This window comes from Paraburkholderia fungorum (genome assembly GCF_902833645.1).
GTDB classification, from domain to species: domain Bacteria; phylum Pseudomonadota; class Gammaproteobacteria; order Burkholderiales; family Burkholderiaceae; genus Paraburkholderia; species Paraburkholderia fungorum.
In genome coordinates, this window is sequence record NZ_CADFGE010000010.1 from 206652 (window position 1) to 230501 (window position 23850).

The following is a 23850-nucleotide window of genomic DNA, read 5'->3' on the forward strand; positions in this document are numbered from 1 at the left end:
TCATCCCTGTTTATGTTTCAACGGCAGCACCCGTACCGGGTCGCCTGCCTTGACGTCGAGTGCGGCCGCTTCGGCGGCGCTCATGCGGAACACGCCGTCTTGCGGCACGCCCGCCGCCACGCCCACGCGAAAATCGCCCAGCGACGTATTCGATACCAGCGAACGCGGCGCATCCTGCGGCGCGCCTGCCGGCACATTGGCAATCTCCACCGGCACCACCACGCTTTCGCGCACGGTGCGCAAGTCGGCGATATGGCATTCGAGCACCGGGCCTGCATCGAAAATATCGACGTGGTTCTCGTAGCGCAGCCCTTCGGATTCGAGCATGCGGCGCGCCGGAATCGTGTCGCTGTGCGTGAGTCCGACGCATTCCTGTGCTTCTTCAGGCAGCAGTTCGACATACACCGGATAGCGCGGCATCAACTCGGCGAGAAACGCCTTGCGGCCGTGCGAGCTCAGATAGTCCGCCGCGTTGAAATCGATCTGGTAGAAATGCGAGCCCACCGCGCGCCAGAACGGCGAGGTGCCGTTCGCATCGAAATGGCCGCGCAATTCCGCGCACAAACGCTGCGGAAAACGTTCGCGGAACTGCGCCAGAAACATGAAGCGCGAACGCGACAGCAGACCGCCGACGCCGCTCGTGCGATACCGCGGGCTCAGGAACAGCGAACACACTTCGGCGTAACCCGTCAGGTCATGCGAAATGTTCAGTGCGCGCATGCGCGTCCAGATGCCGAGGTCCTGGCTCGCGTGAACCACGGTGCTCACGCGGTAGTTGTAAAACGGTTGCTGGAGGCCGACCGCGGTTTCGATCCCGCATACGCCTGCCACGTCGCCGGTATCGGTGTCTTCCATCACGAAAAAGTAACCGGCTTCATGCGGCTCGGCCTTGTCTTCCATCGTGCGGCGCGCCCGTTCGACGCGCGCCGCGAGTGCATCACGATCCGGCTTGAAGGTGGTGAGGCCTGGGCCCGTCTCCTGCGCGAGCCGCATGAGCGCGTCCACATCGCCTCGTTGCACAACGCGAACGACGATCATTGTGCGTCTCCCAAAGATTCTTCCTGATGCGGCTGATGCAGCGGCACACAGCGTACCGCGTCGCCCTCCTGCACCCCGAGCGCGGCACGCGCCGCATGCGACAGCGACGCGCCGCTTGCCTGGCCGCCCGGCAAGGTATCGAGCACGCAGCGGAACTCACCGTCCGCGCCGTTATGCGCGATCAGATACGTCGAGCCGCCAGCCGCCGCGCCCGCTTCCCGCACCACGCGGGTTTCGTTGCGCGTCACGCAGGCGCTGCGATCGACCTGCGCGGTCAAGACCGGACCCGCGTCGAAAATATCGATAAAGCGATCCGTCTCGAAGCCTTCTTCGAGGTGAATCTCATAAGCGAGCAGCGCCTTCGAATCCGGCTCGCCGAGCACGCGCTGCGCCGCTTCCGGCAGCAAGGGCACGTAGATCGGATAGGTGGGCATCACCTCGGCGATAAACGTGCGGCTGCGTCCACCCGATTCGATTTCGATGTCGGCGAAATTGCGCCCGAAGAACTTGCGCCCCACCGCTTCCCAGAACGGCGACACACCTGAGTCGTCGGTCACGCCGAGCAGCAACGAGAACACTTCCGGCGTGAAGCGCTTGCGATTGGCGGCGATATACATCATCCGGGCCCGTGACATCAGATGCGCGGCCGCATCGCCACGCAGCGACGGATCGATATAAAAACCCGCGAGCCGGCTCTTGCCCGTCAACTCGTGCGACATGGTCAGCGCGTGAATCTTGCGATTCACATGCAACTCGCGCGATGCATGAATCAGCGCGTCGTTGCGAAATGCGTAGAACGGGTCTGAATAACCGGCGGCGGCAACGATGCTCGCCGTGCCCATCAGCTTGCCGCTCTGCGCATCTTCGAGCACGAACAGATAGAACTCCTCGCCCGGAAAATCCACGTCCGCGCGAAACGAGTCTTCCGACAGCGCGACGCGCGCTTCGAGCGCGTGCCGGTCGTGCGGCAGCGAATGCAGCACCGGTTGCGCGGTGCGCGCCATGTGTTCCAGCGCATCGAGATCGGCGAGGCGGCCGGGGCGTACGAAGAGCATCGTCGTTCCTGTTGAGTGTGACGCCTGATTAACGGGCGGCCGCTTCAGCGGTTGCGCCGACCACTTCGTCGATCGCCTTAGCCAGACGCGCGAAACCTTCGTACATGTCGTCGAGCGGAATGATCAGCGACGGGACGAAGCGCAACACGTCCGGACCCGCCATCAGCATGATCACGCCATGCTTGCCGGCAGCCGTGACGAAGTCTTTCGCACGGCCCTTGAATGCGTCGGTCAACTCCGCACCGATCAGAAGACCCTTGCCGCGCACTTCCTTGAAAATGCCGAAGCGATCGTTGAGCTTCGCCAACTGGCCCTTCAGCGCTTCGCTGCGCGCATGCACGCCTTCCAGCAGCTTCGGATCGCTGATCAGTTCGACCACCTTCTCCGCGATTGCCGAGCCCAGCGGATTGCCGCCGTAGGTCGTGCCATGCACACCGACCTTGAAGTACGCGGCCAGTTCGTTGGTGGTCAGCATTGCGCCGATCGGGAAACCGTTGCCGAGCGCTTTCGCGGTGGTCAGGATGTCCGGCGTCACGCCGGTTTCCTGATAGGCGTAGAAATAGCCGCTGCGGCCCACCCCCGTTTGTACCTCGTCAAAAATCAGCAGTGCGCCGTGCTGATCGCAGGCTTCGCGCAGCGCCTTCAGGAAGGCCGGATCCGCCGGGATCACGCCGCCCTCGCCCTGAATCGGCTCGACGATCACCGCGCAGGTTTGCGCGCCAATTGCCTTCTTCGCCGCTTCGATGTCGTTGTACGGCAGATGGGTGATGCCCGCCGGCACCGGGCCGAAGCCCTCCGAATACTTCGGCTGGCCGCCGACGCTCACGGTGAAGAACGTGCGGCCATGAAACGACTGCGTGAACGAGATGATTTCGGCTTTGTCCGCGCCATGACGATCGAACGCGACGCGGCGCGCCAGCTTCAGCGCCGCTTCATTCGCTTCCGCGCCCGAGTTGGCGAAGAACGCGCGGTCGGCGAAGGTCAGCGCTTCGAGGCGTTTGGCGAGACGCAGCACCGGTTCGTTGGTGTAGCCGTTACCGATGTGCCACAGCTTGCCGCCCTGCTCGTGCAGGACCTTCAGCAGCTCAGGATGCGCGTGACCGAGCGCGGTCACGGCAATGCCGCCGGCGAAGTCGATATAGTCGCGGCCTTCCGTGTCCCAGACGCGTGAGCCGAGACCGCGATCCGGCACGAACCCGGCGGGCGAAAACACCGGCACCATCACTTCATCGAAGGTCTGGCGTGTCACAGTCAGGTCGTTCATGGCAAATCCTCGTTACAGGTGAGAGGTAATACACGTAGTGTAGGAAACCGCACGCGATACGTCTTGCGCATACGCGACGCTTTCTATGAGCTTCCGGGCGGATCGGCGTTGCATCAGCCGCAAACCGCGCGTTTTTTCGCGTGCTTCCCGGCGCGCTTAATCCGCCTCGCCGGGCGGTTCGATCAGCGCGGCCGGTCGCGGCTCACTGGCCGCGGTGCCGCTCGCGCCCGTCTGCTTATCGATCCAGTTGCGACGATCCTCGCGTGGTGTGACACCAAAGCGTTCGCGGTAAGCATTCGAAAAGTGCGCCGCCGACGAAAATCCGCAAGCCAGGCTGATCTGCACCACCGATTTGCTGGTGCGTTGCAATTGCGTGCGCGCTTTCGAAAGCCGCAGGCCCAGATAGTATTTGGACGGCATCGAGCCGAGATACTGGCGAAACAGCCGTTCCAGCTGCCGCCGCGACACGCCGACGAGACCGGCAATGTCATCGGTGGTCAGCGGGTCTTCGATATTCGCTTCCATCAGCATCAGCGCGTCGTTCAGGCGCGGATGCCGCTCGCCCGGCGCGGTCACAAACGGAATACGTTGCCGCTCTTCGCCCGCGCGCAACACGCCGACGCCCAGCGTATCGGCAATCCGGTCCGCCAGTTCCGGCCCGTGATCGCGGCCGATCATCGCAAGCATGAAGTCGACTGTTGCCTGACCGCCCGCGCAGGTGGCGCGATCGCGGTCGATTTCGAAGATTTGCTGGGTGACGATCGAGCGCTCGAACTGCTCGGAGAACTGCTGATAGGTTTCCCAGTTCACGCTCACGCGATAGCCGGACAACTGCCCGGCCATTGCGAGCCACCAGACACCGTGATGAATACCGGTGACGAGCGGCGTGCGCTGCCCGACCCGCGAAAGACTCGCGAGAAACAGGCGATAGTCGGCGAATTGCTGGAACCGTTCGCTGACGATGATCAGCCAGTCGCACGCGATCGCATCGCCGAAGGCGGCATCGGCCGGCCATTGCGCGCCGCCCGACAGAGGCACCGCGCGGCCGTCCCACGAACACACCTGCACGCGGTACAGCGCGCGGCCGTCGATTTCATTGGCGAGATTGAGGGCGTCGACGATCGGCCCGACGCCCGACATCGACACCGGCGGCAAAGCGACGATCGCGACCTGGGTGGTGCGAGCCGGGTTGGACGTGCGAGCCATCACTTATCGGTAAAACGCGGAACGCGCGAGCGGCGCGTTACTTCAGGCTGCCGGACAGGAACTGCTTGAGCCGTTCGCTGCGCGGCGTGCTTAGCACTTCGGCGGGCAGGCCCTCTTCTTCGGTACGGCCCTGATGCAGGAACATCACGTGGTTCGACACATTGCGCGCAAAACCCATTTCGTGCGTGACGACGATCATGGTGCGGCCTTCTTCGGCGAGCTTCTGCATTACCTTCAGCACTTCGCCCACCAGTTCCGGGTCGAGCGCGGAGGTCGGCTCGTCGAACAGCATCACGTCGGGGTTCATCGCGAGTGCACGCGCGATGGCCACGCGCTGCTGCTGGCCGCCCGACAGATGCGACGGGTACTGTTTTTCCAGACGCGGCGCGAGGCCGACCTTCTCGAGATATTCGCGGGCCCGGTCTTCGGCTTCGCGACGCGGCAGGCCGAGCACATGAATCGGCGCTTCGACGATGTTCTCGATCACATTCATGTGCGCCCACAGGTTGAAGTGCTGGAACACCATCGCCAGTTTCGTGCGGATGCGTTGCAGTTGCTTGTGATCGGCCACTTCGAGATTGCCGGCGCGATCGGTTTTGGTCTTGACCGTTTCGCCGTCGACGACGATCTGCCCCGCGTTCGGCCGCTCCAGAAAATTGATGCAGCGCAGGAAGGTGCTCTTGCCCGATCCGCTCGCGCCGATGATGCTGATCACGTCACCCTTGTTCGCGTTCAGCGAGACGCCCTTGAGCACTTCATTGTCGCCGTAGCGTTTGTGGATGTCCTGAACGGCGAGCTTGCAAGCTTCGGTTTGAGTCGTGTGGAGCAAGATGCTCTCCCTTTGAAAATACGGATCAATCTATCTGACAGCGCGCAACGGGCCGCGCCGCTCAATCGAAACAGGCCTGCTCAGTGCGTGCGCACCGCCAGGTATCCCAGCCAGTGACGCTCGGCGCGGCGGAACAGGGCCACCAGGGCGAACGAAACGACGAGGTAAATCAGCGCCGCGAGGCCAAACGCATCGAACGACTGATAGGTGGCCGAATTCGCGTCGCGCGCGACCTTCAGGATGTCCGGCACCGTGGCCGTAAACGCGACCGTGGTGGCGTGCAGCATCAGGATTACTTCGTTACTGTACAACGGGAGCGCCCGGCGCAGCGCGGACGGTATCACAATGCGGCGGTACATCGTGAACCAGCTCATGCCGTAGGCACGGGCCGCTTCCACTTCGCCGTGCGAAGTCGAGCGGATTGCGCCGGCGAAAATCTCGGTGGTGTATGCGCAGGTGTTCAGCGCGAAGGCGAGAATCGCGCAGTGAAAGCCGCTGCGGAAAAACGCGTCGAGCAACTGATGCGAGCGCACGAATTCCAGGCTGTACATGCCGGTGTAGATCAGCAGCAGTTGCACATACAGGGGTGTGCCGCGAAACACGTAGGTATAGAGACGCACCGGCGTCGACAGCCAGCGTTTCTTCGAGACGCGCGCCACTGCGAGCGGAATGGCCATGAAAAAACCGATGCCGATCGACGCCACCAGCAGCCACAGCGTGACGGCCAGACCGGACATACGCTGACCGTCCCAGTAGAGGAACGCGCGCCAGAATTGATTGAGGATATCGATCATGGTGTTAGAGCTCCGCCTGGCGCACGCCGATCGAATAGCGCTTTTCCAGCCAGATCAGCACGAGGTTCGACGCGGTGGTGATCGCCAGATAGATCAGCGCGGCGATCAGGATGAAGAAGAACATGTTGAAGGTGCTTTTACCGGCGTCCTGGGCGGCTTTGACGACATCGGCGAGACCGATGATCGACACCAGCGCCGTGGCCTTGACCAGCACCTGCCAGTTATTGCCGATGCCGGGCAGCGCGAAGCGCATCATTTGCGGAAACAGGATGCGTGTGAACACGCGCGCACCGCTCATGCCGTAGGCACTGCCCGCCTCGAGCTGGCCGCGCGGTACGGCGAGGAATGCGCCGCGAAAGGTCTCGGTGAAATACGCGCCGTAGATGAAGCCGAGGGTGAGCACGCCGGCGACGAACGGGTCGATATCGAACTGCGGCAGACCGAGGGCGTCGGTGAGATTGTTGACGGCGATCTGGATGCTGTAGAACAGCAGCAGCATCAGCACGAGGTCGGGCACTGAGCGGATCAGTGTCGTATAGCCGGTTGCGATTGCGCGCAGCGGGCGATTGAACGAGAGTTTCGCCGCCGCGCCCGCGAGGCCGAGCAGCACGGAGGCTGCCAGCGACAGGACGGACAGCTCGATCGTCTGGATCGTACCGGCCAGTAGCACTGGACCAAAGCCGTAAAGGAACACGCGTGTCTCCATCCAGGTTTTATTGACGATGTCATGGATGGGGGCGGGTTGTGGGCGCCCGACTCATCCGGCATGGCGCGGAGTCTCGCAAGCGGAAATTAATTTCTCAAAGAAGATGGAAGGTTGTGCTGCGGTGCAGCAATTGTTGGTTTGGGGTGGGTTGCTGGCTGCGGGGCTTGGTTTTGTGGGGGATATGGTTTTGTAAGGTGTGGTACGCGCTGTCGGCGCTGCTGCGATTTAGCAAGTTTTGAGTCGCTTTTTTGATAGATATGGGCGGGGGTTTTGCCTGCCCGGCAGGTGGGGGCGTGCGCGGCGCTTTTTTGTTGTTGGTCGGACTCTTTGGCCTTTCCTTGCTGTGTTAGTGGTCCGTTCTGTTGTTGGTCTGTTGGCCTTTCCTTGCTTTGTTAGTGGTCTATTAGCGTTGCCCCTGTGCGGGGCGGCACTTACTTTCTTTGCCGCCGCAAAGAAAGATAAGCAAAGAAAGCGGCTTCACCCCGCCAGCTCATAAGCGGGTCCCCCGCACAGTAGCGGTAGTGGTGCATCTGGAATCTGTCGCCTCGCACACTTCGCCTTAGTGACAAGGCAGTCATACCTCCGGCGGCGCTGCGCGCGCCGATACCCCATTCATAAAACCGTCCCTGCGTTTCCCCCACACGCCCGCTTGGCGTACGTGCCGGCTGCACCTGGTGGACCGCTATCGCCGGCATCAGTTCATTCGGTATGCGAACATTTAACAGCGCAAGCCTTTGGGGCTTGCTCGCTGCGCGAATCAACCCCACTGGTTTCCCAGGCAGACCCGTCCGCGACGCACGCAGTGCGGAGTGGGAGCTGATGAGCGCCTTGTCGCTAACGCGGAGTGTGCGAGGCGACGGATTCCAGATGCACCACTACCGTGGCTGTGCGGGGGACCCGCTTATGAGCTGGCGGTGTGAGCCGCTTTCTTTTGCCTACTTTTCTTTGCGGCCGGCAAAGAAAAGTAGGTGCCGCCCCGCACAGGGGCAACGCTAATAGACCACTAACAAAACAAGGAAAGGCCAAGAGACAAAAACAAAAAAATCATCACAAAGACCCCCACCCGCCGGGCAGGCAAAAAAAACCCTACCCCATCCCCAACCGCGCCCGAATCGCCGGCAACATAACCTCCACCGCCGCCCGGCCTTCTTCCATGGCCGGCCCAGCCCGGTGAAAATCAAAAATCCCCATCCCGCCCAGCCGCGGCTGAATCAAAATATCGGCCGGCTCGCCAGCCAGGCGACTCCGCGTAATCCGCACCTGCATGATGTCAATGCTCTGCGCAATCGAACTCAGCATCGAAGGCACCCGCGCGCTCGGCGGCGGCGGCACCCGCACATCATCGGAAGCACGCGCCTCGGCAGGGGCCAGCCACTTCGGCCAAGGCTTGCCGTTACGCCGCAATGACCCCGGCGGCGGCGCATCCGGATCGAGCGCGGGCGTATCCACCACCGCGCCGCCAAAATCGCGCCCATTCAGAATGTCATTGTTCAAATCGACAGCAATCACGCAGTCCGCCCGCATGCCGCGCGCCACCGAAACCGGCACCGGATTGCTCAAGCCACCATCCACCAGCCAGACACCGTTGTGAAACACCGGCGTGAAAATCCCCGGAATCGCAATCGAAGCGCGCACCGCGTCGACCACGCTGCCGTCCTGCAACCAGCTCTCGCGCCCCGAATCGAGTTCGGTGGCCACCGCCGCAAACGGCATGTTCAACTGGGCAATCGAGCAACCGTTGAACTTGTCCGCGAATATCTTGATCACCTTGCGTCCGCCCAGCAAGCCACCCGACAGCCGCAGATCGAGTAGCCGTACCACCGTCTGCCAGGTCAGCCGCGACACCCACTCCTCCAGCCAGTCGAGGTCGCCGTTCGCGTAGATCGCGCCCACCAGCGCGCCGATCGACGTGCCGCACACCACGTCCGGCTTGATGCCCGCATCGTGCAACGCGCGAATCGCACCGATATGCGCCCAGCCGCGCGCGGCACCGCCCCCCAACACCAACCCGATCCGGTTATATCGACGTCGATGGATCATGTGTTCCCCGCTTTTTATCGACTAGCGCCCACGTATCACATCCGAACGCGATGTCGTGTACACCTTCTGATATTGATCGAAGTGCACGTTGAAAATACCCTCTTCAGTCACGCCCCGCTCGCGCCATTTCCAGCTCCAGACGGTTTCCGGCTTGAGCGGAAACACCGCGACCTGGCCTGGCTTGCCGAGCAGGCGGCGCACCTCGTCCTCGGTCATGCCAACACGAATCTTCGCGAAGTTCTCGGCGGTCAGAACCTGCGTGATCGCCTGCAATTTCCCGTCACGGTCGATGTCGACCATGTACGTGTTCAGCCCTTGCGGCCCACGCGGATATTCGAAACGCTTCGAGCCGTCGGTAAACGTCCGTTCGGTTTCCGGTTTGCCCATCTGGTCGCGAATCTGCGCCTCGGTGGTCATGCCCGGCGTCATATTCTTGAGCAGTAACGCGTCCGGCTTGACGGCGTTGAAGAAGTCCTTGAGTTTTTGCACGGCGCGGTCGCTCTGTTGGTCGTCGCAGCCGGTCAGCGCAACGCACCCGGCCAGCATGACGACAGTCAGCAATTTGAGGCTCACAGCGAGTTTCCTGTAGGGACGCGAAGCGCTCAGCCCACCCGCATCCCGTTGTGTAGAGGTTGCTACATAATAAACAGGATAACCGGCCACGGAAAAAACCGCGAGCGGGCGGCACGCGGCCATAAGCGGTCGTGCGGTGCGGTATGGCGACAGGGAGAGCAAAACCCGTGAAAACGGGCGCCCCAAGCAAAAAGGCGACGCTGTGCAAAGCGTCGCCGGAATCGGCCGGTCTGGTCGATTGGGTCAATCGGGAATGTGACGGCGGCCAGCCGGCCACCTGAAGCGAAGCACCGTGGACGGCGCGCAGCGATCCGGTCCCGGGCAAGGCGGCGAGAGACCTTGGCCTCTAACCTTGCGTCATCGCCGGAATCACAGACCGCTGCTTGTCTGGCCGCCCTGGTCCCTCGATAAGCCTTCCAGGTGCAGTTAATCTAAACGGATTGGCGGATTTAGACGAGTGCGCGTTTACACCAAATCGGCAGAGGATTCGCCGTGCGCCGCGCGGGCGTTGCCGCTCGTTTGCCGGCGAGGCATACCTGCTCACGCGTGAAGCCAAGCTGCGAAACCCGCGCGCCCGGCTCCCTGCAATACCGAATCGTTCTGTGGCGTATGGATCCGCGCGCACAGCACATCGCGATAATGACGCTCGAGCGGATTGTCACGACTCAAGCCGGGATTGCCGCTCGCCTCGACGGCCAGTTGCACCGCCTCAATGGCCTGATTCGTCACCGTGTATTTGATCAGCGGCGCTTCGTCGAGCGTCACGCGTTCGGCATGCGCGCCTGCGTCGAGCAACACGCGATTGCTGAACAGCAGCGCGTCGATGCGACCGAGCGTCTGCTGGAACGCAGGCAGACTCGCGAGCGGCGCGCCGAGGTTGCCGGGTGTGCGTCCGGCCGCCCATTGCGCGAACCAGTCGCGAGCGGCCCGTGCGATGCCGTCGTATACAGCGGACAACAGCACGCTCATCCACGCAAAGCCGAGTGGATCGAGTCCGGCACTCGGCTCGCCAGGTAGATGAACGTCAACCGCGTGACTGGCCGGCACGAACACGTTGTCGAATACAAGCTCGTGACTGCCCGTGGCGCGCATGCCCAGATGATTCCATTCGCTGCCGACCCGCACGCCAGGCGTATCGCGATGCACCAGCCATACGCCGACCCGCGGCGGCGTCTCGTCGCTGCGCGCCCATACCGCGAGCCACGTGAGGCCAGGGCTGCCGGTCGAGTACAGCTTGCTGCCGTCGATGATCCAGCCATCGGCGCTGCGCTTCGCGATAGTCGACGGTAAGCCGCCGCGTGCGGGCGTACCCAGTTCGGGTTCGACGCGCAGCGAGTTGATCAGCGCGCCGTCGCGCACCGCTTCACGCGCCACGCGTTCGCGCAGTTCGACAGGCCAATGCGGATTGCCCTGCAAGCGATGATGAAACAGGTACTGCATCACCAGCACCAGCGCCGTGGACGGCTCGCCGCGCGCCACCGCGCGCACCACCTTCAACGCCTGCGGCAGGCTCGCCCCGGCGCCGCCGAGCGGTGCGGGCACCGTCAACGAAAGCAGATCGAATTCGTGCAGGCGCGCCAGGTTGGCGTGCGGAAATTCCGCCGTGCGGTCGTAGTGGGCCGCGCTGACCGCAAACTCGCTCGTGAGCTGCGCGAGCAAGGCGTCGAACGTATCGCTATCGAGCGGTGGATGACGGCGCGTCACCGCGCTTTCGGCAATCGGGGCATTCATACAGGAACTCCAGGAAACCGCATCATCAAGGCAGAGGGAAGCTGCGATCGAAGCTCGTGCGCACATCGAGATGGGCCCGGATTACATTGGCGGCTTCGTAAGTATCGGCGGTACGCTGCTGCGCGGCGACGACGCTGTCGTCGATCGCTACCGGGTGCACCTGGCCGCGCTGATAGACGGTTTTCAGCACGTCGGTCGGCAGGCCCGTGACTTTCGATTGCATCGCCGCCACTTCGTCGGGATGCGAAAGCGCCCAACGCTGACCGATCGCCACGCGCCGCAGGAAGTCGGCGAGTTGCGGGCGCTTGTGCGTAATCGCGCGTTCGGTCGCGACCTGATAGCTGAGCCCTTCGGAAAGACCGACGCCGTTGGCGATGATGCGATCGTGATCGCGCGCTTCGCCAAGCGCGGTGTACGGGTCCCACACCGACCATGCATCGACGCTGCCTGACGCAAGCGCCGCCTTCGCATCGGCGGGTGCGAGGAAGACGAACGAGACGTCGGTCAGCGGCACGTTGGCCTTCTTCAGTGCGGCGAGCGCGAGATAGTGGCCAATCGAACCGCGCGTGGTAGCGATGCGTTTGCCCCTCAGGCTCGCCGCATCGTTCAACGGCGAATGCGCGCCGACGACGATCGCGAGATCCAGTGGATTCGACCGGGTCGCCGCGACGGCCCGCACGCGCGCGCCGGCCGCGAGCGCGAACACGAGCGGCGCGTCGCCCAGGCCGCCGACATCCACGGCGCCGGCATTCAGCGCTTCGCCGAGCGGTTGCGCCGCGGGGAAGTTGAACCACTCGATCTTGTACGGCAGGTCTTTCAGTTGGCCGGAGGCTTCGAGAATGCCGCGTGTTTGCAAGGACTGGTCGCCGACCTTGAGCACCGGTAAATCGGCGGCATGAGCCTGGGTTGCGCTCACAGTTGCACACAGGGCGAACATTGCCGCGCCGAGCGGTTTGAACAACGCGCGCTGCAGAACGGATGAGGCGGACAAAGATGGGCGGAAGGTCGGCATGGGGGCGATCGTGTCGTGGCATTCGGATGATGTGCCATCGACGATAAGGCACTCATCTGTATAAGACAAACGCATTATTCTGCTAAGCAAATATGCGAATTTTCTTGGCCGGCAACGCGTGCGCGCGCATCGATCCGGGTATCATCGAACGCACAAAACCTGCGCATCTGCCGAACTCACCGAGTCACCGCTCACCATGAAGATCGACGAAATCGACGCCTACGTCACCGTCATTCGCTGTCAGTCGTTGCAGCAGGCGGCGCTGTCGCTCGGCCTGACGCAACCGGCAATCACGCGCCGTCTGCAGAATTTCGAAGAGGCGCTCGGCGTCGAACTGCTCGACCGCAATACACGTCCGCTCAAGGCGACCGCAACGGGCCGCATCGTCTACGACCAATGCCGCGTGATCCAGCGCGAGCTCGACGTGTTGCGCGAGATCGTCGCCACCGATACGCCGCCGGTCGGCATGCTGCGCCTCGGCGTCGCACAGACGATTGCCGATATCGCGCTCACCGATGCGATGCGCGGCCTCAAGACCGCCTACCCCGATCTGCAAGCGCGGGCGTCGACCGGTTGGGGCAGCCAGTTACTGCCACGCGTCGAGCAGGGCGAACTCGACGCCGCCGCGATCCTGCTGCCCAGCAACAAGACCTTCGACGAATCCTTGTCGGCGCGCTCGCTCGGCCGCGTCAAGCTGGCCGTGGTCGCGCAGAAAGGCTTGTTGAAGAAACGCGCGCATACGCTGGCGGAATGCCAGTCGATCGGGTGGGTATTGAATCCGGACGGTTGCGGCTTTCGCGACGGCCTGCAACGCGCGCTGACGGGCCTGGGGCTCGCGCTCAAGCTCAATCTGGAAACACTCGGCACCGAACTGCAATTGCAACTGGTGGCCGACGGCAACGGCCTGGGACTCGTGCCCCTACCGTTGCTACAGGTCAGCGCTCATGCGGACGCGCTCGACATCGTCCCGATGAGCGACTTCAAGCCGCTCATCGATATCTGGCTCGTGCATCCGCGCGTGCTGGGCAAGCTGCAACAGCCGGTCGAGCAGTTCGGCGCCGCGATCGAACGGCAGTTCAAGGAGGCGCGCGCGCAGCGCGCCGCCTGAACCCTTCTCTCAGAGCACGCGGAAGCCATGCGTCCCATCGCGTCCAAGCTGAGCGACTAACCCGTACTCCCACTCCAGATACGCGTTCATCGCTTCGCGTGCGTTGTCGGTTCCCTCATACGGGCGTCGATAACGATCGATGCGCGGCGATGCCAGACGCGTCTCGCCACTTTCCACGGCGAGACCCGCTTCGATCCACGCGTTTGTGCCGCCGCTTAGCACCTGCACCGGTTTGCCCGTCAACGCCGCCAGCTCGGGCGCTGCGAAGCGCGCAAGCAGACTGCTGCCGCAGGTCGCCACATAGCGTTGCGCATCCGGCAGCTTGCGCAACGCTTCTTCGAGTTGCCCACGAATCGCGAACCACGCGCCCGGGATATGCCGCTTCACGTAGTTCGCGCTGGTGGTGAAATCCAGCACGATGGTGCCGGGCGACTGCAGGAGCGCTACCAGTTGAGCCGGTGAAATTTCATCGACCTCGGGCGGCGCGGGTGCATAACGCGCCGCGGGCGCTGGGCCTTTTTCAGCGAAGTCCGCATTGCTCAGGCCGTCTACGACGTACACCTCGATATTCATCTGCGCGAGCCACGACGCGGTCATGTTCGCGCGCACGCCGTCGTTGTCGGCGAGGATCACACGCGCGCCTCGCACCGGGGCGAACATATCGGTCTCCTGCACAAGCTGGCCGCCTGGCGCATTGCGAAAACCCGGCACGTGCCCCGCTTCGTATTCTTCCGGCGTGCGCACGTCGAAGCGGTAGACGGTGCGTACCGCTTCGTCGGCCCAGCGGCGTGCTTCGTCGCGCGAGGTGCGTCCTACCCTCGCACGATCGGCCACCTCGCGCGCGGAATCGGCGGCGCCAAGACGAAGTGTGTCGTCGACAATCGGATCGAAGCGGCGCGAACTGCCATGCGCGAGCGCCTGGCCGGCCAGCGTCCAGCCGATCGTGCCGTTGCGCAGCGCCGCCACCGGATTCGGCACGCCCGCATTGATCAGCGACTGCGCGCCGATGATGCTGCGCGTACGCCCCGCGCAGTTGACGATAATCCGCGTGGCAGGGTTCGGTGCAAGCTGCCGTGCACGCAGCACCAGTTCGGCGCCCGGCACGCTGATGCTGCCCGGAATATTCATGGTCTGGTATTCGTCGAAACGGCGTGCGTCGAGCACCACCACATCCGCGCCGTGATCGAGCAGTGCCTGCACCTGCGGCGCGCCGAGCGACGGCGTATGGCGCTCGCTTTCGACCAGTTCGCCAAATGCCTTGCTCGGCACGTTGACGTCCTGGAACAGTTCGCCGCCCGCCTCGCGCCAGCCTTGCAAACCATTCTCGAGCAATGCCACGTCGGTATAACCCAGCTCGCTCAGACGGCTCGCGGCGCGCTCGGCGAGCCCTTCGCCGTCGTCGAATACGACGAGCGGCACGTCGCGGCGCGGCAGACGCACCGGCGCGTCCAGTTCGAGCCGGGACAGCGGCAGATTGGCCGCGAACAGCGGATGACTGCGTGCGTGCGGATCTTCCTCGCGCACGTCGACGAGCGCGATTTCCTCGCGTTCGAGCAGCGCACGGCGCACGTCCTTGAATGATCGGATACGGAACTCTTTAGCGAAACTCATGAGATCAGGGACTCCCTCGCAACATTCCAGATATTCGGCAACACGTCGTTCGAGTAACCGGAGATAAAAGTTTTGCGCCCACCGCCGGCAGGATAGACAGAACGTGTCACCGCGCCAATATTTGCACCGTACACGTGAATGCTGATCGACGTACGGTCACGAAAAGCATTACTCACACGATGGATATCGCCAATGGCAGGCGACACGGCATCCACTGCTCCGGTGTCGAGGCGCTTTGGCAGCCCCTCTTCTTCAAGCGTGCCGCCTGACGTGATGCGATATCCCTGAGCAATTTCCGCACCACGCAACACGCCGATCAAACCCCATACGGTGTGATCGTGCACCGGCGTCGACTGGCCCGGTCCCCATACAAAACTGACGATTGAAAAACGCTGCTGCGAATCGGCATGCAGCAGAAATTGCTGATAGCGCTCGAGATCGGGCTGCGCGAAGGCGTCGGGCAACCAGTCGTCGTGCGCGATCAGTTCGCGCAATGCGGCACCGCCCGCGTCGAGCAACTGTGCTTCGGGCGCACGTTCGTCGACGAGCGACGCAATCCGGCCGACGAATGCGCGCAGCCGGTCCGGCCTCAAGGTTTGAGTCATCGAATGATCAGAAGATAAGTTGAGCTGAACCGCTTAGACGCCGTGGGCTAGCGCGGCGTTGAAGGTGTCGGTCCACAAGGGCGCGACGTCGACGTGGCGGTCGATCACCGCCGCCCGCGTGAACGTATCGGCAACCTGCTGCTCGCTCGCGATATCCGCCGCCGTGACGCCGGTGACGCGGCGTGGCTGGCTCTGATTGCGATACAACGAGCGGATTGCCTCCTCGGGTACGCGCAACTCGGCGGACAGCACCTTCGCGTACACATCCTGATGCTGGCCGAACCACGCGCACGCACGTTGCAGCCGCACCAGCAGATCCGCCGATGCTGCCCGCCGCTGCGGATCGGCAAGCACCGACGGATGGCCGTAATACAGGTAATTGCCGGATAGATAGCCGTTGGCGTTTTTCAGCACGCGCGCGCCCGCTTGCGAGATCGCCAGCGGCACGTTGTAGCCGTAGATCGCCCAGGCATCGAGCGACCCCGCGTTGAACGCCGCGAAGCCGTCGCGTGGCGCGAGCGAGGTGGCCTGAATGTCGTTGAACGAAAGCCCTGCCTCTTCAAGCATGCGCAGCAGGTAGTAATGCGTCGTGGTGGCGCGCAGGTAGCCGACGCGCTTGCCCTTCAGATCGGCGATCGAGCGGATCGTCGAGCCCTTCGGGACCAGCACGACCTGGTTGTTGACATCGTCCTTGTAGACGGCGATCACACACGCACCTGGGCGTTCTGCAGACGCGCGAAGATCGGCGGGATCTCGCTGCCCGAGGCGATGTCGAGCGAGCCGCCGTTCATTGCTTCGACCATCGCGTTGCCCGACTGGAACTCGGACCAGTCGATGGTGTACGGCGTATCCGCCAGGCCGGCGGCTTTCAGCAGCGTAGCGTCGCCGCCTTTGTAGGTCGCAACACGCAAACGGACCTTGCTGAGATCGACGTGCGGATCGGTTTTCTCGCTGGCCGCGGGCGTGTTGGCGGCGGCCATTGCCGACATCGCGCCGGTGCCCGCGGCGCCGAGCAACGCAGCCGCCGGCAGCGCGGACACGAGCCGGCGGCGCCGGAGCGAAACCGGCGAATCAGAACGTTGGGTCATCTTATGGGGGCTGTTCAGTTGAGGACGTCGGGCTCGGCTTCGACCAGCCCTTCCAGCAAGCTCTGGAACGCGAACAATGCGCCGCCCGGGCGGCCTACCTGTTCGTGCGTGAGTGCGGCGACATCGGGCGGGATGGGCTGCGGCGTGCCGGCGGCTTCAGCGAGCAATTGCGCATGGCAGGCGTTATCGAGCGCGATGTACCACCAGGCCGCCGCCTCGACTGTCGGGCCTGCGGTAAGGATGCCGTGATTCTTCAGGATTACCGCTTTTCGTTCGCCCAGCGCCGCGGCGATACGCGCGCCTTCATCGGTATCAAGCACGACGCCGCGGAAGTCGTCGAACAGCGCGTGGTCCTGATAGAACGCGCACGAATCCTGAGTGAGCGGATCGAGCGTGCGGCCGAGCGTCGACCACGCCTTGCCGTAGAGCGAATGCGTATGGGCGGCGGCGACCACATCGGGGCGCGCCTCGTGAATTGCCGCATGAATCGCGAAGGCCGCCTGATTCAGTGGGCCTTCGCCGACCACGATCTCCCCTTGTGCATTCACCAGCAGCAGATCGGACACGCGGATGCGGCTGAAGTGCTTGCCGAACGGATTGACCCAGAAGTGGTCGGGCCACTCCGGATCGCGCGCGGTGATATGGCCGGCGAGCCCCTGGTCGAAGCCATAGCGCGCGAACAGGCGGAACGCTACAGCGAGCCGCTCCTGCCGATAGCGCCGCTCCGCCGCGATGCTTTCACGCGGCGCAACGTCGTCGAACCAGAATTTGCGGATTGGCGCGTGACGCTGGAGCGGCGCCGTATCCGGGGCGCGATACAGCGCGGGTGCACTTTGCGACGCCGGGGCGTTTTGCAGCGCGGTGGACAGATCGGTCATCGTGACTCCGTTCAGGCGGCCACGCGCTCGACGCGCGCGATGCGTTCGCGGGTGGCCGGAATCAGCTCACGGCCGTAGTCGATGGCGTCTTCGAGCGGATCGAAGCCGCGCACGAGGAAGGTGGAGACGCCGAGCGCGTAATACTCCGCGAGCGTGTCCGCGACCTGTTCGGGCGTGCCGACCAGCGCGGTCGAATTCGAGCGTCCGCCGATTTCCTTGGCCACGCCGGTCCACAGACGTTCATCGACGCGATCCGATTCGCCGGATGCCGCGAGCAGCCGCCGCGCGCCTTCGCTTTGTGCCGGGCCGCCCACACCGAGTCCCTGCGCCGCGCGCAGGCGTTTCGTTTCTTCGAGGATGTGTTCCGCGCGTTCCCACGCGGCCGCTTCGGTCGCGGCGAGAATCGGCCGGAACGACACAGAGAAGCGCACGGTACGACCGTGTTTGGCTGCTTCCGCGCGCACGCGGGCGACCTGCTCGCGGACTTGCGCTTTCGATTCGCCCCATAGTGCGTAGACGTCCGCATGACGTCCGGCGATTTCGAGTGCGGGCGCCGATGCGCCGCCGAAGTAGACGGGGATATGCGGTTGCTGCACGGGTTTCACTTCGGAGAAGCCTTGTTCGAAGCGATAGTACTGGCCGTTGTGATCGAAGGGTTTGGCCTCGGTCCAGATGCGGCGCAGGATGTGCAGGTATTCGTCGGTGCGGGCGTAGCGTTCGTCATGCGACAGGTAGTCGCCGTCGCGGCGTTGTTCGGCGTCGTCACCGCCGGAGATGATGTGGACGGCGAGGCGTCCGCCCGAATAGTGGTCGAGGGTTGCCAACTGGCGCGCGGCGAGCGTGGGGGCGACGAAGCCTGGGCGATGCGCGAGCATGAAGTGCACTTTGCTGGTGACGCTGGCCGCGTGGGCGACGGTGAGGAGCGCGTCGGGGCTGGTCGAATGATGCGGCACGAGGATGCGGTCGAAGCCCGCGGCTTCGTGTGCGCGGGCGAATTGCTCCACGTATTCGATGTCGATGACCGGACCTTGCGGTAGGTGGGTTTCAGACACCTTGCGGGTCTGGATCATGCCGATGAATTCGATGGACACGGTGGGTGTCTCCCTAAGTGAGGTCTTTTTGCCCGGCGGGGCGGTGGCTTTTCTTTTCTGGCTGGATCTGTTGCTCTGTTCGAGGGGGTTAAGGTAGCAGCGCTACATGCGGTTGTTAAATATTGATCGGACATATCTATATCGGGTTTGCATGTAATGGAGTTTGGTGTTTTTTGCCTGCCTGGCAGGTGGGGCGTTGCGGCGCTTTTTTTGTTGATCTGACTCTTTGGCCTTTTCTTGCTGTGTTTGTGGTCCGTTCTTCTCTTGTTGGTCTTTTGGCCTTTCCTTGTTTTGTTAGTGGTCTATTAGCGTTGCCCCTGTGCGGGGCGGCACCTACTTTTCTTTGCCTGCCGCAAAGAAAAGTAGGCAAAAGAAAGCGGCTCAAACCGCCAGCTCATAAGTGGGTCCCCTGGCTTGGAGGAGGGAGTGGTGCATCTGGAATCTGTCTTCTCGCACACTCCGCCTCAGTGACAAGGCAGTCATACCTCCGGCGGCGCTGCGCGCGCCGATACCCCATTCATAAAACCGTCCCCGCGTTTCCCCCACACGCCCGCTGGGCGTAGGGGCTGGCTGCACCTGGTGGACCGTTATCGCCGGCATCATTTCATTCGAAGTACGAATATTTAACAGCGCAGGCCTCTGGGGCTTGCTCGCTACGCGAATCAAACCCACTGGTTTCCCTGGCAGACCCGTCCGCGACGCACGCAGTGCGGAGTGGGAGCTGATGAGCGCCTTGTCGCTAACGCGGAGTGTGCGGGGGCACGGATTCCAGATGCACCACTACCGCGGCTGTGCGGGGGACCCGCTTATGAGCTGGCGGTTTGAGCCGCTTTCTTTTGCCTACTTTTCTTTGCGGCAGGCAAAGAAAAGTAGGTGCCCCCCCGCACAGGGGGAACGCTAATAGACCAATAACAAAGCAAGGAAAGGCCAAAAGACCAACCCCAGAAAGGCAACGCCAAAAAAGAACAGCCACCAAACCCCGCCGAGCAGGCCCCCCTCCAAACCCTTCTACAAACATGGAAATCGCCGACCCGTCAGCACAAAACCAAAACCTTTGCCAAAATGCCCCATCGCGCGAAAGCGCCCAAAACACCAAATGAACAGAAAATGATCCCCTTCTCAGTGCTGGACCTTTCGCCCGTCATCGCCGGCGCCACCCCCGCGGACGCGTTCAGAAACACCCTGGACCTCGCGCAGCATGCGGAAACCTGGCACTACCGCCGCTTCTGGCTGGCGGAACACCACAACATGACCGGCATCGCCAGCGCAGCCACCTCAGTGGTCATCGGCTACGTCGCAGGTGGCACGAAAACAATCCGCGTCGGCTCCGGTGGCGTCATGCTGCCAAACCACGCACCGCTAGTCATCGCGGAACAGTTCGGCACCCTCGCCTCGCTCTATCCGGACCGCATCGACCTGGGCCTCGGTCGCGCACCCGGCACCGATCAAAGCACCGCCCGCGCACTACGCCGCGATCTGCAAAATAGCGCTGAATCCTTCCCCGACGACGTCGTCGAGTTGCAACGCTATTTCGCCGACCCCGTGCCGGGCCAGCGTATTCGCGCCGTCCCCGGTGCCGGCCTGCACGTGCCGCTATGGCTGCTCGGCTCGTCGCTGTACAGCGCACAACTGGCCGCGGCACTCGGTCTGCCGTTCGCGTTCGCGTCGCACTTCGCGCCCGACCACATGTTCACCGCGCTAAAGGTCTATCGCGAACAGTTCCGTCCGTCGGCAACACTCGATAAACCCTACGCAATGGTCGGCGTCAATCTGTTCGCCGCCGATAGCAACGACGAAGCGCGGCGTCTGTTCACCTCGCTGCAGCAGCAGTTCATCAACCTGCGGCGCGGCACGCCCGGCCAGTTGCAACCGCCCGTGGAGCGGCTCGAAGCGTCGGAGATGGAGATGAACGGCGTCGCACATTCGCTCGCCTGCTCCATCGTCGGCGATCGCGATGCGGTACGCGAAGGACTGCTGTCGGTGATCGACCAGACCGGCGCGGATGAATTGATGCTGACCGCACAGATCTACGACCACCAGGCCCGCTTGCGCTCGTTCGAGATTGCCGCTCAGGTACGCGAAGAATTGAGCGCGGGCAAGTAGCCGCAGCGGCAACGAATAATCCGACCGGCGCCTGAGAACGCCGGAAACAGGTAAAAAAGGCGGCCCCTCAGCAAAGGACCGCCCCTTTTTTTGCATAGCGCATGGCCGGGTGACGTTCGAGTCCACTACCCAGCAACAACTCACCGATTAGCCGACACCGCCGCCAGCCCATCGAGGAGCGCCTTATGAAACGCCTGCGGATCCTGCATCTGCGGCGCGTGCCCCAACTCGGCGAATTCAACCAGCGTCGCATGCGGAATCGCCTTCGCGGCAGCCTTGCCCAACTCCGGGTAATGGCCGATCTTCGCGCGCACCTCGGGCGGCGCCGCGTCCTTGCCAATCGCGGTCGTGTCCTTCTGGCCGATCAGCAACAGCGTCGGCATGCTCAGGTGGCCGAGTTCGTACACCACCGGCTGCGTGTAGATCATGTCGTACAGCAACGCGGAATTCCACGCGACGATCCGTTTGCCGGGGCCGCGGTACATTCCCGCCAGCATCTGTACCCACGGCTCGTAGTCCGCGCGCCACTGGCCGGCGTAATAGGTGGCCTGTTCGTAACGGCGAATGCCGTCCGCAGTCGTTTTCAGCTCGCGTTCGTACCATTGGTCGACCGATAAGGACGGCACGCCCTTCGCCTTCCAGTCCTCGAGGCCGATCGGATTGACCAGCACCAGTTGTTCGGTCTCGTGCGGATACATCAGCGCATAGCGGATCGCGAGCATGCCGCCAGTCGAATGGCCGATGATCGTCGCGTCTGTCACGCCGAGCGATTCGAGCAACGCATGCGTGTTGCGCGCCAGTTGCTGAAAACTGTACTGATAGTGCTCCGGCTTGCTCGATTTGCAAAAACCGATCTGGTCCGGCGCGATCACCCGATAGCCAGCGTCGCTCAAACGATGAATCGTAGCGTCCCACGTCGCCGCGCAAAAGTTCTTGCCGTGCAGCAACACGGCCGTGCGGCCATTCGCATGGACCGGCTTGATATCCATGTAGGCCATATGCAGCGCCACGCCTTGCGAGGTGAAGTCGTATTGTCCGACCGGCTCCGGATAGTTGAAACCCTGCAACTCGGGGCCGTACGCCGGACCGCTGTTGTCGGCGGCGGCAACCGGAGCGGCCCCGGCAGAGGCAGAAGCCGGCGGGGTAGCCGGAACACCGGAACCGCCCGAACCACCGGCAAGCGCGGCGCTGGCCGGCGTGGCGGCAAAAACACCGGGCGCGGCAGCCAGCACGCAGGCGCTCACGATGGCAAACAAAGACAGGCGGCGGGCATTCATCGATAGTTTTCTTGCAAGGAGAAATCGGCGGGAGGAAGCATGCGGGTCGCGCACGCCGGCAAACCAGGGTCCGCACCCCGTTCAGAGCGGACGATTCTACGACGCGCCGCCGGACTTTGCTGCCGCGCGCGCAAATCCGCCACGGCATCGGCCGGTTTGGCACGCATATTGCGGAGGCTCACCTTGCGTTCTATGTGTCGTGGCGCACGGATGCGGCCGGTGCAAGGGTTGATCGTTCGCAAAGCGGTCGCATGAGAGGCATCCGCACAATCAACACTATTCGCTCACGGCAAATCGGTGCTAGAACTAGCAGACAGGCTCGCAAAAACAGGGCCGCCTGGCAGCACGAATCAATCGCACGGAGCGAAAAAAGCACAAGACCATCCGGGGCATACTAATCAGCAACTATGTTGCATCGGCTCAAAGCAGGCGCTAACACGCCAACTCTGGCCGACAAAGGAGACAGACATGGAAACTCCGGCACGGCTGAACGATCTGCAACGCACTACCCTCGCCATTGTCCTTGCAGGCGGGCGCGGCACGCGGCTCGGGCCGCTCACCAACAAGCGCGTCAAACCGGCGGTGCACTTTGGCGGCAAGTACCGGATCATCGACTTCGCGCTCTCCAATTGCCTGAACTCCGGCATCCGCCGTATCGCGGTCGTCACGCAATACAAGGCGCATTCGCTATTGCGCCACCTGCAGCGCGGCTGGGGCTTCCTGCGCGGCGAATTCGGTGAGTTCATCGATCTGTGGCCGGCGCAGCAGCGTGTGGAAGGCGCTCACTGGTACCGCGGCACTGCCGACGCCGTGTTCCAGAACCTCGACATCATCCGCTCGATCCGGCCGAAGTACGTGGTGGTGCTAGCGGGCGACCATATCTACAAGATGGACTACACGCGCATGCTCGCGGATCATGCGGAAAGCGGCGCGGATTGCACGGTCGGCTGCATCGAGGTGCCGCGCATGGACGCTGTGGCCTTCGGCGTGATGCATGTGGATGAAAACCGGCGCGTGACCGGCTTCGTCGAGAAACCCGCCGATCCGCCCTCCATTCCGGGCCGTCCGGACGTGGCGCTGGCCAGCATGGGCATCTACGTATTCAGCGCAGATTATCTGTACACGTTGCTCGAAGAAAACATCTCGAGCGTCGATACCGATCACGACTTCGGCAAAGACATCCTGCCGCGAGTCGTCACGCAAGGCACGGCGATTGCGCATCCGTTCAGCATGTCCTGCGTGTCGTCGGATCCGAGCGTGGAGCCCTACTGGCGCGACGTCGGCACGATCGACGCCTACTGGGCAGCCAACCTCGACCTCGCCTCCACCATCCCGACGCTCGACCTGTACGACCGCAACTGGCCGATCTGGACGTACCAGGAGCAGTTGCCGCCCGCCAAGTTCGTCCGCGACATGAAAGGCCTGCAAGGCACCGGCAACAACCTGATCGTATGCGGCGGCTGCGTGATTTCGGGTTCGCAGATTTCGCGCTCGGTGCTGTCGTCGAATGTGAAAGTGAGTTCGTTCTGTAACATCAATGAGGCAGTCTTATTGCCGCAGGTCACCGTCGGCGCGAGCTGCCGGTTGCAAAAAGTGGTGATAGACCGCGGCTGCACCATTCCGGACGGCACCATCATCGGCGAAGACCCGGTAGCCGACGCCGAACGCTTTTATCGCACCGACGACGGCGTGGTGCTGGTGACGCCCGAGGCGCTGCAGAAGAAGGGAAAGTGACGGAGAACGTGACGCTCGCCGGAACGGCATGACGAACCGGCGAGCGTTGCCGCTACCGTTGCACCCGTTGCACAGCGCCCACCGCTTACCCGGTTTGCGCCGTTTAC

At 63.1% G+C, this 23850-nt stretch carries 21 protein-coding genes; 3 read left to right on the forward strand and 18 right to left on the reverse strand.

Annotation, left to right across the window (positions count from 1 at the left end; all coding sequences use genetic code 11):
- From astA to HWX91_RS27995, 11 genes are all read right to left on the reverse strand, one after another.
- The gene (astA, locus tag HWX91_RS27945; protein ID WP_030102585.1) at positions 1 to 1038 is read right to left on the reverse strand and encodes an arginine N-succinyltransferase; all 1038 of its coding nucleotides are present in this window, start codon (positions 1036 to 1038) and stop codon (positions 1 to 3) included.
- The gene (aruF, locus tag HWX91_RS27950; RefSeq protein ID WP_030102584.1) at positions 1035 to 2093 is read right to left on the reverse strand and encodes an arginine/ornithine succinyltransferase subunit alpha; all 1059 of its coding nucleotides are present in this window, start codon (positions 2091 to 2093) and stop codon (positions 1035 to 1037) included. Before aruF ends, astA begins: the two co-directional genes overlap by 4 nt.
- 28 nt (positions 2094 to 2121) lie before the next feature.
- Positions 2122 to 3357 (reverse strand): aspartate aminotransferase family protein, encoded by a 1236-nt coding sequence (locus tag HWX91_RS27955; RefSeq protein ID WP_102857392.1) that lies wholly within the window; start codon positions 3355 to 3357, stop codon positions 2122 to 2124.
- A 156-nt stretch (positions 3358 to 3513) separates the two neighbouring features.
- A complete protein-coding gene (locus HWX91_RS27960) occupies positions 3514 to 4563 on the reverse strand; it encodes a GlxA family transcriptional regulator (protein ID WP_030102582.1) in 1050 nt (349 codons plus the stop codon).
- A gap of 37 nt (positions 4564 to 4600) precedes the next feature.
- A complete protein-coding gene (locus HWX91_RS27965) occupies positions 4601 to 5392 on the reverse strand; it encodes an ABC transporter ATP-binding protein (protein ID WP_046565842.1) in 792 nt (263 codons plus the stop codon).
- 80 nt (positions 5393 to 5472) lie between these two features.
- Positions 5473 to 6186 (reverse strand): ABC transporter permease, encoded by a 714-nt coding sequence (locus tag HWX91_RS27970; RefSeq protein ID WP_030102580.1) that lies wholly within the window; start codon positions 6184 to 6186, stop codon positions 5473 to 5475.
- Between the two features lie 4 nt (positions 6187 to 6190).
- The gene (locus HWX91_RS27975; protein ID WP_102857391.1) at positions 6191 to 6880 is read right to left on the reverse strand and encodes an ABC transporter permease; all 690 of its coding nucleotides are present in this window, start codon (positions 6878 to 6880) and stop codon (positions 6191 to 6193) included.
- A 1098-nt stretch (positions 6881 to 7978) separates the two neighbouring features.
- A complete protein-coding gene (locus HWX91_RS27980) occupies positions 7979 to 8932 on the reverse strand; it encodes a patatin-like phospholipase family protein (protein WP_030102578.1) in 954 nt (317 codons plus the stop codon).
- 21 nt (positions 8933 to 8953) lie between these two features.
- Complete coding sequence (gene bamE, locus HWX91_RS27985) at positions 8954 to 9505, reverse strand: outer membrane protein assembly factor BamE domain-containing protein (RefSeq protein ID WP_102857390.1); 552 nt, start codon at positions 9503 to 9505, stop codon at positions 8954 to 8956.
- A gap of 540 nt (positions 9506 to 10045) precedes the next feature.
- Complete coding sequence (locus HWX91_RS27990) at positions 10046 to 11236, reverse strand: acyl-CoA dehydrogenase family protein (protein WP_102857389.1); 1191 nt, start codon at positions 11234 to 11236, stop codon at positions 10046 to 10048.
- Between the two features lie 25 nt (positions 11237 to 11261).
- Positions 11262 to 12173, reverse strand: a complete 912-nt coding sequence (locus HWX91_RS27995) for an ABC transporter substrate-binding protein (RefSeq protein ID WP_244144159.1) — start codon at positions 12171 to 12173, stop codon at positions 11262 to 11264.
- A gap of 271 nt (positions 12174 to 12444) precedes the next feature.
- Between HWX91_RS27995 and HWX91_RS28000 the strand changes: the two genes are divergently transcribed.
- Positions 12445 to 13356 carry a LysR family transcriptional regulator gene (locus tag HWX91_RS28000; protein WP_102857387.1) on the forward strand — a complete coding sequence of 304 codons (912 nt, stop codon included), beginning with the start codon at positions 12445 to 12447 and terminating at the stop codon, positions 13354 to 13356.
- Positions 13357 to 13365: 9 nt separating this feature from the next.
- Here the strand turns inward: HWX91_RS28000 and HWX91_RS28005 are convergent, their stop codons facing one another.
- The 6 genes from HWX91_RS28005 to HWX91_RS28025 are packed head-to-tail and all read right to left on the reverse strand — an operon-like array spanning position 13366 to position 18629.
- Complete coding sequence (locus HWX91_RS28005) at positions 13366 to 14967, reverse strand: rhodanese-related sulfurtransferase (RefSeq protein WP_030102573.1); 1602 nt, start codon at positions 14965 to 14967, stop codon at positions 13366 to 13368.
- Positions 14964 to 15572 (reverse strand): cysteine dioxygenase family protein, encoded by a 609-nt coding sequence (locus tag HWX91_RS28010; protein WP_102857386.1) that lies wholly within the window; start codon positions 15570 to 15572, stop codon positions 14964 to 14966. Before HWX91_RS28010 ends, HWX91_RS28005 begins: the two co-directional genes overlap by 4 nt.
- Before the next feature lie 33 nt (positions 15573 to 15605).
- Positions 15606 to 16280 carry an ABC transporter substrate-binding protein gene (locus HWX91_RS40915; protein WP_244144152.1) on the reverse strand — a complete coding sequence of 225 codons (675 nt, stop codon included), beginning with the start codon at positions 16278 to 16280 and terminating at the stop codon, positions 15606 to 15608.
- Positions 16277 to 16660 (reverse strand): type 2 periplasmic-binding domain-containing protein, encoded by a 384-nt coding sequence (locus HWX91_RS40920; protein WP_244144153.1) that lies wholly within the window; start codon positions 16658 to 16660, stop codon positions 16277 to 16279. The genes HWX91_RS40915 and HWX91_RS40920 overlap by 4 nt, the downstream gene beginning before the upstream one ends.
- Before the next feature lie 14 nt (positions 16661 to 16674).
- A complete protein-coding gene (locus HWX91_RS28020; protein ID WP_244144154.1) occupies positions 16675 to 17538 on the reverse strand; it encodes a class II aldolase/adducin family protein in 864 nt (287 codons plus the stop codon).
- Positions 17539 to 17549: 11 nt separating this feature from the next.
- Complete coding sequence (locus HWX91_RS28025) at positions 17550 to 18629, reverse strand: LLM class flavin-dependent oxidoreductase (RefSeq protein WP_102857385.1); 1080 nt, start codon at positions 18627 to 18629, stop codon at positions 17550 to 17552.
- Between the two features lie 1107 nt (positions 18630 to 19736).
- On the opposite strand from HWX91_RS28025, the gene HWX91_RS28030 reads away from it, so the two are divergent.
- Positions 19737 to 20732 (forward strand): LLM class flavin-dependent oxidoreductase, encoded by a 996-nt coding sequence (locus HWX91_RS28030; RefSeq protein WP_102857384.1) that lies wholly within the window; start codon positions 19737 to 19739, stop codon positions 20730 to 20732.
- Positions 20733 to 20872: 140 nt separating this feature from the next.
- Here the strand turns inward: HWX91_RS28030 and HWX91_RS28035 are convergent, their stop codons facing one another.
- The gene (locus tag HWX91_RS28035) at positions 20873 to 22009 is read right to left on the reverse strand and encodes an alpha/beta fold hydrolase (RefSeq protein ID WP_102857383.1); all 1137 of its coding nucleotides are present in this window, start codon (positions 22007 to 22009) and stop codon (positions 20873 to 20875) included.
- Between the two features lie 468 nt (positions 22010 to 22477).
- Between HWX91_RS28035 and glgC the strand changes: the two genes are divergently transcribed.
- Positions 22478 to 23743 (forward strand): glucose-1-phosphate adenylyltransferase, encoded by a 1266-nt coding sequence (gene glgC, locus HWX91_RS28040; RefSeq protein WP_030103571.1) that lies wholly within the window; start codon positions 22478 to 22480, stop codon positions 23741 to 23743.
- Positions 23744 to 23850 lie beyond the last annotated feature (107 nt).